The sequence below is a fragment of the Desulfovibrio sp. genome (assembly GCF_035644575.1).
Taxonomy (GTDB): domain Bacteria; phylum Desulfobacterota; class Desulfovibrionia; order Desulfovibrionales; family Desulfovibrionaceae; genus Desulfovibrio.
In genome coordinates this window covers 1-11,905 of the sequence record NZ_DASQOG010000201.1, presented here as the reverse complement: position 1 = coordinate 11,905, position 11,905 = coordinate 1, and the positions used below count along the sequence as shown (strand labels likewise).

Sequence of the window (11,905 nt, the reverse complement as noted above, 5' to 3'; positions counted from 1 at the left end):
GCTGCATATCATTGTGTGCGTGTTGCTGGTTATTCTTGTGCTGCTTCAGGCGGGCAAGGAAGGCATGGGCGTGATTTTTGGCGGTGGCAACAGCTCTGTGTTCGGCAGCGGCGGCGCAGGCGGCATTCTTGCCAAACTGACAGCCCTGATGGCCGTGATTTTTGTTATCACGTCGCTCAGCTACACCCTCGTGACCAGCTCGCGTCCTTCCAGTCAGTCTACGATTCTTGACGTGAAGATTGAAGAGCCTGCTGCTCCCAGGCCCGCCGCCCCGGCTGTCAAGCCCGGTGCGGAAGCGACCCCGGCTCCTGTGGTTCCCGCTGCTCCTGCCGAGCAGAAGGCCCCGGCGCCTGCGGCGCAATAAGCGCAGCACCTGTTTTACTGTTAAAGCCGCGGCCTGTGCTGCGGCTTTTTTTATTCGCATAACCCATGAGTGGAGCCCTTATGTCTGACGCAGATGCCTTTGGGGCAAATCCGTTCCGCGCGCTCAATGCAAAAAAATTCCCCGAAAAGCAAAAAAGCGGCGGCAATGAGCGCAAGCCTGCGCACCACGGCCAGGGCAAGGGCAAACGCATTATCGCGTCTGCTGGCACTCCGCAGGCTGCTGAAATTTCGGATGAAGATTGCGATCTGTTTTTGAACGCCGTGAGCAGCGTGACTCCTGCCAAAAACAGCCGCAAGGCTGCAAATCCAGGGTTTTCGCTGGAAGAACGAGGCACCATGACCAGTATGGCAGATGCCCTGGCTGAAGAACGCGGCAAAGGCAAAAAAAATGCGGCCAGAGGCGGAGCGCAGGATGCTGGCAAACCCAAGGGTGCGGCCCTGGGGACGGCTAAAATATCGAGCGGTCATGCGTTGTCTACCCAGACCTCATCTGGCCCGGCGTCATCTGGAAAGTCGGAACCAGGCAATGCCGCCGTTGACCCCGTTCAACATGAGGAAGACGACGAGGCCTCGGCCTTTCTTGCCGCCATGGGCACGGTAAGCCCCCTTACCGGCGGCGGGCGGGATGTTGTTCCTGCTCCTGCCCCGGCAACGCCACCGCCGCATGGAGAACTGAGCCTTCAGGATTTTATGGACGGCAAGCTGGAATTTGCCCTGACGTTCTCTGACGAATACCTCGAGGGCCATGTGGTCGGCCTTGACCAGATGATTCTGAACAAGCTCCGCGCTGGAGGCCTCAGCCCGGAGGCCCACCTTGACCTGCACGGCCTCAATGCGATGCAGGCTTTTGAAGCCCTGCGCGGTTTTTTTAAAGGAAGCTGGTATAAGGGCCTGCGCACGGTGCTGGTGGTGCCGGGCCGTGGCCGTAATTCGCCTGACGGTATGGGGGTTCTGCGCGAAAAGCTGCAAAGCTGGCTGACGCAGGATCCCTTCAAGCGGGTGGTGTTGGCCTTCTGCACAGCCCAGCCCCACGACGGCGGACCAGGCAGCGTCTACGTGCTGCTGCGCAAGTATCGCAAAAAAGGCCGTATCTACTGGGAAAGAATGCCTGCGGATTCTGACCTGTACTAAGGCCGCTTGTTTTTAAAAATGAACATTTGCAAGTGTTTGACAAGTCAACTCGGCATGGAGCTGCCTTTGGCTTCACTTGCAGCAAGTGCCTGAGAGGTTATACCTCCGCCAAAAGGTACGTGCTGGAGGTATCGTTTCTGATATGACTTGTCTGTGTGCTGAAATCATTGATTAGAGTGTAGCACAGTGCCTACAGTGCTGGATGTTTGTCAAGAGTTGTAAATGCTGGGGGAAAGATTGTTGCGCAACGACAGTATTGCCACAATGTGCTGCTTAATACCCCCAGCACTTTACAAGTATTATTGACTTTCTTCCACGTATAATCCCAGACTTCGAGCGAGCGGTGCAAGCAGAAAGAAAAGGCAAGTGATGCTGTCCGCTCAATTCATCATCGACATTGAAGAATTGCATTTTTGTCCGCTCCCTATTCGTGTCCGAAACGGAAGCAATATAACCTTTTTGAGTAATTATTCATTCGTTACTACCTAGGAGATACCTTCTCCAACAGACAAAGAATCAGTTTTTGATCAACTTCCCACTATAGCAGTTTTTCTTCTGCGCCCCTCATCACGAGATTCACCGCGCTGATATCCTCCTCCCCCGCTTAATGTTCTGTAACTATTTCCTCCTTCAGTATAGCGTTTTGTTACCATCGATATGAATTCTTAACTGTAAGTATCGACCATAGTCCAGCGGTACAAATCTATGCCGCCTGCACCAGCGACGTGGGCAATCCTGCGAAAGATGGTTACGTCAAAGTTAGGGCAATGAGGAGATGCATTTATTGAAATAAATTTGCAATATGAATAATATTTCAAATATAATGAAATTTAAATGTGTTAACATGCCGTTTTTGATTACGACTTTAAGGGGGCCATCATGCCGGATTTGATTGATAACTGCGTGGCTCATATTTATCGCCCTCAAGATGGGGCTTCTGTTCGAGTACAGCCTCTTTCTGAACATCTGCGCAACGTCGCTGATCTAGCATCATTAGCTGCGGCAAAGGTTGAGCTGCCCTTGGTCGGCCATATGGTTGGCTTGTTGCATGATTTTGGCAAGTATTCAAAAGAATTCCAGAATTATATTCTTTCCGCTGCTGGCTGCATTACTCCTGGCGAACCCGGCTATACAGATCCCATCGCAAACAAGGGGAAAATTAATCATGCCTTTGCCGGAGGGCAGTTTCTCTGGAAGCATCTGCAAGGCAATGATACGAAAAAGGCGATAGCCCGGATTCTTGCTTTGTGCATTCTGTCCCACCATTCAGGGTTAAAAGACTGTACAAGCCTAGGCGGTAAAGATGTTTTTATTCTGGATTACATGGCCAGGCCGGAGGAAAAAACGCACCATGAGCAGTGCGTTGAGCAGTGCGATGAAGCTCTTCTTGCTGAGATAGAAGATAAAATTTCAAATGAGCTATTGTTAGAAGTGCGTGCTGCCCTTGTGAAGCTGCGCGACCGTGTCATGAGCAAGCTGCCAGCGAGTGCGGATATCAATGACCAAGGAGACTGCGCAAACAGTCGTGATTTTCAGCTTGGATTGCTGGCGCGTTTTTTATTCAGTTGTCTGATTGATGCTGACCGTACAGACAGCGCTGATTTTGAAGATCAGAAAGGGGCGGAGATTCGATGCAACAGGGTCAGTCGCCCTTGGGATGCGCTGGTGTTGCGTCTGGAAGAAGCACTGGCCCAAAAGACCCCGCAACACGCCATCGACCGTATACGGGGCGATATATCTGCCCATTGCGCACAACGCGCTCAGGATGCGCCAGGTATGTTTACTCTCACTGTGCCCACTGGCGGCGGCAAAACGCTGGCCAGCCTTCGTTTTGCCCTGCTGCACGCGCAAAAGCACCAGATGGACAGAGTTATCTATGTTATTCCATATACATCCATTATTGATCAAAATGCCGATGTAGCCCGAAAGATTCTTGAGCAAGGTGAAGCGCCTGGATCTATAGTGCTTGAGCATCATTCCAATTTTATGCCTGATGAAAATTCTGACGCTGAAGAAGTTGTCAGTCGATGGGAAAAGTTGTCCGAAAACTGGGATGCTCCCGTGGTCTTCACCACAATGGTACAGTTTCTTGAGAGTCTGTTTGGCGCAGGCACAAGCTCTGCCCGCCGCATGCACAATCTTGCGCGTAGCGTGATAGTGTTTGATGAGGTGCAGACAGTCCCTGTGCGCTGTTTACACATGTTTTGCAACGCTGTGGATTTTTTGACCGGGCAATGTGGTTCAACCGCTGTACTTTGCACTGCTACGCAGCCGAGGCTGGGCAATCTGCCGCATCCGCTGCGCGGCAGCCTTGATATACAGCTCGGCATGGAAATCGTGCCAGATGTGCCAGACCTGTTCACAAGCCTCAAACGCACGGTATTTTTTGACCACTGTCACACCGTTATGAGTGTGGAAAGCGTTGCCGCACTGGCACAAGATGAACAGCAAAAGCAAGGCTCGTGCTTGGTGGTCTGCAATACCAAGCGAACGGCAGAAAAAATTTATGCGCTTTGCGCCAAACAAGAAGGCGTAAACCACTACTATCTTAGCACCAACCTCTGCCCCGCGCACCGCATGGCAAAACTAGAAGCAATGCGTGACGATCTGAACAACGGGCGTCCTGTGCTTTGCATAAGCACGCAACTCATTGAGTGCGGCGTGGATATCAGCTTTCGATCTGTTATCCGCATGGCTGCGGGCCTTGATTCAATCCTTCAGTCGGCAGGTCGCTGCAATCGGCATGGAGAAAATGAGCCGGGAAGGGTGCATGTAGTGCGGGTAGAAGCGGATGCGGAAAATCTGGACTGGCTGAAAGACATCAAAGATGGACGGGATATCTTTCTTGATACAGTGCGCATAAAGTATGCACAAGAGCTTCTGGAGTCTGGCTACGATCTCACCATGCCACAGCTCGTTTCAACATATTTTGACCATTACTTTCATCGTAAGGGTACTGTGCTTTCTTATGCGGCAAAAGATGGCAATTCTCTGCTCGATATGCTGGGCAGTAATAGTTTCATAGCTAACAATAAAAAATTCCCAGCACTGGGGCAATCATTCAGCGCCGCAGCAAAAATTTTCAAGTCAATCGACTCAACATCAAAAAGTATTTTGGTGCCTTATGAAGACGGCGAGGGTATCATTGCCGCACTTTGTTCATCAGATTTACTGTATAAAAAATATGAGCTTTTGCGTAAGGCTCAGCGATTTTCAGTGAATATTTTTCCACATACAGAACGCGAGCTTATACAGAAAAATGCCTTGTATCCCATTCAGGATAGTGGCATGTTTGCTCTGAAACCCAATTTTTACTGTAACGAACAGGGCGTTAGCGCGCAATCAGGGCAAAAACTGCGTCTTTGTAATTACTGATAGGAGGATTGAGTGAATAACGACATATCCTTTACTGTTTACGGGCGTTATGCCCTGTTTTCTGATCCTGTAACTCGAGTCGGCGGGGAAAAATGTTCTTACCACATTCCCACCTATGAGGCTCTCAAAGGTATAGCTAAATCAATATATTGGAAGCCAACGCTGATTTGGGTGATTGAAAAGGTACGCATTCTGCATCCCTTTCGCACACAAACCAAGGGCGTAAAACCAATCAGGCCCACCACAGGCGGCAATGATCTTTCCATCTATACCTATCTGGCTGATGTTGCCTATCAGGTAAAGGCCCGTTTTGTATGGAATGAGCATAGGCCGGAACTGAAGCAAGACCAGATTGAAGGCAAGCACTACGAAATAGCCAAGCGTATGCTGGCGCGCGGTGGCCGACAGGATATTTTTTTGGGTACGCGCGACTGTCAGGGGTACGTGGAGCCTTGCAGGTTTGGCGAAGGGCCGGGTGCGTATGATGACCTGGAAGAGCTGGCCTTTGGCCTCATGTTTCACGGATTTGATTATCCTGATGAAACCGGAAGTTCCAGTTTTGGCGCAAGGTTCTGGAAGCCTGTAATGCGCAAGGGGATAATTGAATTCCCCTCGCCGGATGACGCCTCGCTGCTGCGTAAAGAGATTCGTCCCATGAAGCCCAAGGTGTTCCATCCTGGCAAAAATTATGCGGGTTGTGATGAAGAAGCGCTATGCCTTCTTTTGCAGGAGCCCGAAACCGTGGCATACCCCGATGCCCGAAGCCTGCTTTCTGACGGCGGCCCGCAAGGGGGTGCGTTGTGAGCTGGATGCAAAAGCTTTTTGAAACGTATGAAGCTTGCTCCAAAAATCCCGCCTTTGTGGACCCACCGCAGGCGGAAGACGGCGGCAAAGAAGCCCCGGCGCTTATGCCGGTGAGCCATACCAGCCAGCAGGCGCATATTCATGTCGTCATTGACGGGGCTGGTAATTTTGTGAGGGCAGAGCTGCTGCCGTTGAAAATGCAGTTTATTATCCCGGCAACCGAAGATTCCGCAGGTAGAGCCGGAAAAAAAATTGCTCCACATCCGCTAATCGACAAAGTTCATTATTGCGCAGGTGATTATAACGGAGAAAAAAAAGTAAGGTTTAAGGGGGCATTCGAGGCATACTTTGATCTCCTGACATCATGGAGTGAATCAAAATTTTCACACCCGATCATTCGCGCGATTCACAGCTATATTGAAAAAAAGGAACTGGTAAAAGATCTTATTAAAGTGGGTATTCTTCAAGCTGATGAATTGGGTAATTTGCTGACAGAGCCGCAAAAAGATGGGCAAGATATCTTTAAGTATCTTGTCAGAGATGCAAAGACAAAGCACTATGATCAGGGTGATGCGGTTGTTTGTTGGGAGGTTGTAGGGGGCTTGTTGGAGAGTCGTTCATGGCGAAATAAGGAGCTACAGCGACAATGGGTTTCATTTGAGGCCCTTTTACCAAAAGATATATCTCTATGCATGGTTTCAGGCCAAATTCATACCGTAGCTAGAAACCACCCGCGCAATATCCGCCGCCCCGGCGATGGTGCAAAGCTTATTTCCTCCAATGATTCTGCAAATTTTACCTACCGGGGGCGCTTTCTGGAGCCGGAGCAGGCCTGCACCGTCGGCTATGAGGTAAGCCACAAGGCGCACAATGCCTTGCGCTGGCTTATTGCGCGGCAAGGCTACCGCAACGGAGATCAGGCTGTTGTGGCCTGGGCTGTGAGCGGCGCGCCCGTGCCTAATCCTTGTGAAGATTTGTTTGATCTGAGTGCCGACGACTTCTTGCTTGATGACGCGCCTGAGGTGCAGGCGGAGAAGGACGCCGCCCGGCCTTCTTTTGTTCCTCCCGTTAATATGGGGCTGGCCTTTGCAAAAAGGCTGAACAAAGCCCTCTTGGGATACAAGGCTGATCTCAAGGAAACTGACGGCATCGCCATCATGGCTATGGATGCGGCCAGCCCTGGTCGGCTTTCTGTTACGTTCTATCGCGAGCAGATGCTTAAGGACTACCTGCACAATCTGGAACGATGGCAGGAAGAATGCGCATGGGTCTTGCCCGTGCGCATAGACGAGGCACGCGAGGGCCAGAGCAAACCCAAAACGCGCACTGTTTACACGCCCCTTGCTCCTAAGCCAGAAACCATTGCCCGCGTTGCTTACGGCAGGCGTATTGACGACAAGCTGCTCAAGGCAACTGTAGAGCGGTTGTTGCCATGCATTGTTGATAGGGCATCTTTGCCGCGCGATATTGTTGAGAGTTGCGTGCGCCGTGCCTGCAACCGCGCGGCGCATGAGGCATGGGAGTGGGCTGAAGTGCTGGGCGTTGCCTGCGCCATGTACAGGGGCTATTTCGCCAGACACATAAAAGAAGAGGAATACAGCATGGCACTTGATGAAACGCGTAAATCCCGTGACTACCTCTTTGGGCGGCTTCTGGCGGTTGCGGAATATATTGAGCGCACCGCTTTGGATAGTGCGGGAGAAAAACGCCCCACCAATGCCGAGCGGTTGATGCAGCGCTTTGCCGACCATCCCTTTGCTACGTGGAGACAGCTCGAGCCGCAATTGCAGCCATATATTCAGCGGCTGAAGGGCAGCTCCCGCGTTGCACTGCTTGCACGCGCCCAAAAAGCCTGGAAAGAAATTTACGATAAATTTGTCCCCGAAGAATTTACTTCTTCAGACAAGCTCAGTGGTGAGTTTCTGCTGGGCTACCATTGTCAGATGGCAGCCTTGTACGCCAAGGCTGATAAAGAAAGCACCACTGAAGCCAATGACCAGCAAGGAGCGTAACATGAGTCTGCAGCACAAGATCGACTTCGCCGTTATTCTCACCGTAGATCACGCCAACCCCAACGGCGATCCGCTCAACGGCAACCGTCCCCGTACCGATTATGATGGCTATGGGGAAATCAGCGATGTTTGCCTTAAGCGCAAGATCCGCGATCGGCTCATGGAGCAGAAGGGGACGCAAGTTTTTGTGCAGTCAGACGACCGCAAGCTTGACAACATGGCTTCGCTTAAGGAAAGGGCCGAATCTGCGGAGCACGGCCTTGGCAAGGATGCTTTTAATCCCAAAAAATGCAGTAAGGAAGAAACCGCCCGAAAGGCCTGCGCCAAGTGGTTTGACGTGCGCGCTTTTGGTCAGCTTTTTGCTTTTGGCAAAGATGGTGATGCGGCGGGGGTTTCCATTTCTGTACGCGGCCCGGTGAGCATTCACTCGGCCTTCAGCGTGGAGCCTGTCAGCGTTGCAAGTATTCAGATCACCAAAAGCGTCAGCGGCGAGGGCGATGGCAGCAAACGCGGCTCGGACACCATGGGCATGAAGCACCGTGTGGACAAAGGCGTATACGTTTTTTACGGCAGCATGAACCCGCAGCTTGCCGAACGCACCGGCTTTAGCGATGAAGACGCTGCCGTGCTCAAGGCCATCTTGCCCCGACTGTTTGAAAATGACGCTTCGTCTGCCCGTCCGGAGGGCAGCATGGCCGTCAGTCAGGTGTTCTGGTGGCAGCATAACTGCGCTTCCGGGCAGTATTCATCCGCAAAAGTGCATAAAAGCCTTACAGTTAACCCCGATGGCAGCTATACGCTCAACAGCGAAGCTACTCCAGGGTTGAAGGCTGAAACCATTTCAGGTTTCTAATGCACCCCCCAGCCGATTCCATTCCCATATCGGCGTTGCAGCATTATCTGTTCTGCCCCCGGCAGTGTGCGCTCATCCATCTGGAACAGCTCTGGACGGAAAACGTGTACACTGCCGAGGGCCGTCAGCTGCACGAAAAGGCCCACAGCAACGCATCCGAAAGTCGAGGCGACTGCAAAACTGTTTCAGGGCTGTTGCTCTGTTCGCGCGCTCTTGGCCTGACAGGGCAGGCAGACGTTGTGGAGTTTCATCGGCACGGCAATGTCTGGCAGCCGTACCCTGTCGAATACAAACGGGGCCGCCCCAAAAGCATGGCGGCAGACCGTATCCAGCTCTGCGCTCAAGCCCTCTGCCTCGAAGAAATGCTGCGAGTCTCCATTCCTGAAGGGGCGCTCTTTTACGGCAAAACCCGGCGGCGGCAAGTAGTCGCTCTTGACGACTCCCTGCGGGATGAAACCCGCGCCACCATTCTTGCCGTGCAGGATTTGTTGAATAAAGGGCTTACCCCTGCGCCTCCGCCTTTGGAAATAGCCAACAACATCTGCCCCGCGTGCTCGCTGAGCGACGCCTGCCTGCCGCTTGCCCCGCAAACCTCGGCTGCGAGCTATCTGCAATCCGTGCTGGAGAGCATATGAAACCGCTGCTCAATACACTGTTTGTTACTACTCAGGAAAGTTATTTGGCTAAAGACGGCGAATGCGTGGCCGTGTACCAGGGCGATGCGCTTAAAGGAAAAATCCCCATCCACACGCTTGGCGGCCTTGTGCTGTTTGGGCAGATTTCGTGCAGTCCTTTTTTGCTGGGTCACTGCGCGGAAAACGGTGTGACAGTATCGTGGCTGACGCAATATGGGCGATTTTTGGCATCCATGCACGGGCCAGTGAGCGGCAATGTGCTGTTGCGGCGTGAGCAATATCGTCGAGCGGATGATGGCGCGGCTTCTGCCGCCATTGCCACCGCTATTGTAATTGGCAAAATCGCCAATTGCCGCACGGTGCTTATGCGCACAGCGCGCGAGCGCCCCAGTGCGGAGCTTGATGCCGCAGTTGCTCGGCTGGCCCAATGCCTTGCCCGCCTGCGCGAGCCATTGCCGCTCAATATGGTGCGCGGCGTTGAGGGCGAGGCGGCACAAGTGTATTTTGGCGTATTTTCCAGCCTTATTCAGGCAAAAGACTGCACCTTCCAGTTTGAGGGGCGCAATCGCCGTCCTCCGTTAGATGCGGTAAACTGTCTTCTTTCATTTCTATATACGTTGCTGGCGCACGATGTTCGCGGGGCGCTGGAAAGCTGCGGGCTTGACCCTGCCGTGGGCTTTCTGCACCGCGACAGGCCCGGACGCCCCAGTCTGGCTCTGGACATAATGGAAGAATTTCGCCCGTATTTGGCAGATCGTCTGGCCTGCACGCTTATCAACCGAGGGCAAGTGAAGGCCAAAGGCTTTCGTAAAACAGAATCTGGCGCGGTGATTATGGATGATGCCACGCGCAAAGATGTGATCTCTGCATGGCAGGAGCGAAAACAGGAGACTGTGGAGCATCCTTTTTTACAGGAAAAAATGGCGGCAGGCCTGTTATATCATTGTCAGGCGCGTTTGCTGGCCCGATACCTGCGTGGCGATCTGGATGCTTACCCACCCTTTGTGATTCGGTGACGCCATGCTTGTGCTGGTAAGCTACGATGTAAATACACAGGATGCGGCTGGAAAGCGCCGTCTGCGCAAAATTGCCCGTCATTGTGAAAATTGGGGGCAGCGCGTGCAGTTTTCTGTTTTTGAGTGCGTGGTTGATCCTGCCCAATGGGTTGCCTTGCGCAATAATTTGCTGGACTGCATGGATGAGGAAAAAGATAGCCTACGCTTTTACTTTTTGGGTGCGAACTGGAAAAATCGCGTTGAGCATGTTGGGGCAAAACCATCATATGATCCTCAGGGAACGCTGATTCTGTAGATAACGAACATAATTATGTAGTGGCAGGCTGAGAGTGTCAGCAGTGACCAGATGGCAGAGAAGGGGATATGTGCGCTTCTGGCAGACAGCCCGCGAGAACCTGAAGCGCACAGCATTTTTCTGGGAGGTGCTCGATTTTTTAACAGTATGATTTTATTGTAGTAAATTTTTAAGTAGTTTTGCTTGGTGCAATTTTTATTCGAGATTCGTGGCCCTCTCGAAAAATGCCCTGCATATCATTGCAAGGCAAAGGCGAAAAATGGTCACAGTCGCTCCCCGTGCGGGAGCGTGGATTGAAGCATCTTCTTTACTTATAAAAGTAGAAACAGGTGATGTCGCTCCCCGTGCGGGAGCGTGGATTGAAGCTTCTGGTTATTATGCAAAAACAAATATTGCAAAAGTCGCTCCCCGTGCGGGAGCGTGGATTGAAGCGCCATAGGCGTGGGCGCAAGGTGTTGGATTACAAGTCGCTCCCCGTGCGGGAGCGTGGATTGAAGCCCCTGCAAGCCACGCTGCCCAACAGTTCGGACGGTCGCTCCCCGTGCGGGAGCGTGGATTGAAGCATTGGGGATGACCCAGCGTGGTCTACAGACCAGAGTCGCTCCCCGTGCGGGAGCGTGGATTGAAGCTTGTTATCGCGTACTGGTCTTCTTTGATGATCGGTCGCTCCCCGTGCGGGAGCGTGGATTGAAGCATGTAGGCAGGGAGCTTGCGAACAGGCATGCAAGTCGCTCCCCGTGCGGGAGCGTGGATTGAAGCATAGTCCCGGCGCGAAGAATGTCGCAAAGAGTTCGTCGCTCCCCGTGCGGGAGCGTGGATTGAAGCGTCTATGACGGAAATTATTGGCGGTACATTACGTCGCTCCCCGTGCGGGAGCGTGGATTGAAGCATCACATCTGCCCCTGTGACTGCTGATGGGCCTGCTGTCGCTCCCCGTGCGGGAGCGTGGATTGAAGCAGCGCCTGAGCTGTAGCCGTTTCATTCGGGTCGGTCGCTCCCCGTGCGGGAGCGTGGATTGAAGCAAATGTCTTGCCGCCTGCACTGATAGCGGTGATCGTCGCTCCCCGTGCGGGAGCGTGGATTGAAGCACCTCTGCCAGCCGCTGCGCCAACGTCTTTTCCAGTCGCTCCCCGTGCGGGAGCGTGGATTGAAGCTTTACCCTTGGCGGTCTTGTATATCTCGGCGATGGTCGCTCCCCGTGCGGGAGCGTGGATTGAAGCATGTGGATATCCTTATGGTTACAGGGCGGCGAAGGTCGCTCCCCGTGCGGGAGCGTGGATTGAAGCATCATCATGCAGCGGGCAAATACCGTTAAGCCAGTCGCTCCCCGTGCGGGAGCGTGGATTGAAGCCCACCTACAGATGCCCTGGATGCTGCGTAACCATTGGTCGCTCCCCGTG

9 protein-coding genes and 1 CRISPR repeat array are annotated in these 11,905 nt (G+C 52.8%); all 9 genes read left to right on the top strand.

Annotated features, from left to right (window positions below; genetic code table 11):
* The first annotated feature begins 1 nt into the window (after window position 1).
* The 9 genes from secG (at window position 2) to cas2 (ending at window position 10,505) form a co-directional block, all read left to right on the top strand.
* On the top strand, window positions 2-364 hold the full coding sequence (gene secG, locus VEZ52_RS11180) for a preprotein translocase subunit SecG (protein ID WP_324836880.1): 363 nt from the start codon (window positions 2-4) through the stop codon (window positions 362-364).
* 80 nt (window positions 365-444) lie between these two features.
* On the top strand, window positions 445-1,515 hold the full coding sequence (locus VEZ52_RS11175; RefSeq protein ID WP_324836879.1) for a Smr/MutS family protein: 1,071 nt from the start codon (window positions 445-447) through the stop codon (window positions 1,513-1,515).
* Between the two features lie 879 nt (window positions 1,516-2,394).
* Window positions 2,395-4,890, top strand: a complete 2,496-nt coding sequence (gene cas3 / locus VEZ52_RS11170) for a CRISPR-associated helicase Cas3' (protein WP_324836877.1) — start codon at window positions 2,395-2,397, stop codon at window positions 4,888-4,890.
* Window positions 4,891-4,902: 12 nt separating this feature from the next.
* Window positions 4,903-5,694 carry a type I-C CRISPR-associated protein Cas5c gene (gene cas5c / locus VEZ52_RS11165; RefSeq protein WP_324836876.1) on the top strand — a complete coding sequence of 264 codons (792 nt, stop codon included), beginning with the start codon at window positions 4,903-4,905 and terminating at the stop codon, window positions 5,692-5,694.
* 5 nt (window positions 5,695-5,699) lie between these two features.
* Window positions 5,700-7,706: a type I-C CRISPR-associated protein Cas8c/Csd1 gene (cas8c, locus tag VEZ52_RS11160; protein ID WP_324836881.1), complete on the top strand. Its 2,007-nt coding sequence runs from the start codon at window positions 5,700-5,702 to the stop codon at window positions 7,704-7,706.
* 1 nt (window position 7,707) lies between these two features.
* Window positions 7,708-8,559, top strand: a complete 852-nt coding sequence (gene cas7c / locus VEZ52_RS11155; protein WP_324836875.1) for a type I-C CRISPR-associated protein Cas7/Csd2 — start codon at window positions 7,708-7,710, stop codon at window positions 8,557-8,559.
* Complete coding sequence (gene cas4, locus VEZ52_RS11150) at window positions 8,559-9,194, top strand: CRISPR-associated protein Cas4 (protein ID WP_324836874.1); 636 nt, start codon at window positions 8,559-8,561, stop codon at window positions 9,192-9,194. Before cas7c ends, cas4 begins: the two co-directional genes overlap by 1 nt.
* The gene (cas1c, locus tag VEZ52_RS11145; RefSeq protein WP_324836873.1) at window positions 9,191-10,210 is read left to right on the top strand and encodes a type I-C CRISPR-associated endonuclease Cas1c; all 1,020 of its coding nucleotides are present in this window, start codon (window positions 9,191-9,193) and stop codon (window positions 10,208-10,210) included. The genes cas4 and cas1c overlap by 4 nt, the downstream gene beginning before the upstream one ends.
* A gap of 4 nt (window positions 10,211-10,214) precedes the next feature.
* Window positions 10,215-10,505 carry a CRISPR-associated endonuclease Cas2 gene (gene cas2 / locus VEZ52_RS11140; protein WP_022659420.1) on the top strand — a complete coding sequence of 97 codons (291 nt, stop codon included), beginning with the start codon at window positions 10,215-10,217 and terminating at the stop codon, window positions 10,503-10,505.
* A 268-nt stretch (window positions 10,506-10,773) separates the two neighbouring features.
* Window positions 10,774-11,856: direct repeats of the CRISPR family, unit length 32 nt; unit sequence GTCGCTCCCCGTGCGGGAGCGTGGATTGAAGC.
* Between the last annotated feature and the right edge of the window lie 49 nt (window positions 11,857-11,905).

Bases quoted from the DNA above. Each gene is read 5' to 3' on its own strand.
- VEZ52_RS11175 (WP_324836879.1), top strand. From the start codon at position 445: ATGTCTGACGCAGATGCCTTTGGGGCAAATCCGTTCCGCGCGCTCAAT.
- cas3 (WP_324836877.1), top strand. From the start codon at position 2,395: ATGCCGGATTTGATTGATAACTGCGTGGCTCATATTTATCGCCCTCAA.
- cas8c (WP_324836881.1), top strand. From the start codon at position 5,700: ATGCAAAAGCTTTTTGAAACGTATGAAGCTTGCTCCAAAAATCCCGCC.
- cas7c (WP_324836875.1), top strand. From the start codon at position 7,708: ATGAGTCTGCAGCACAAGATCGACTTCGCCGTTATTCTCACCGTAGAT.
- cas4 (WP_324836874.1), top strand. From the start codon at position 8,559: ATGCACCCCCCAGCCGATTCCATTCCCATATCGGCGTTGCAGCATTAT.
- cas1c (WP_324836873.1), top strand. From the start codon at position 9,191: ATGAAACCGCTGCTCAATACACTGTTTGTTACTACTCAGGAAAGTTAT.
- cas2 (WP_022659420.1), top strand. From the start codon at position 10,215: ATGCTTGTGCTGGTAAGCTACGATGTAAATACACAGGATGCGGCTGGA.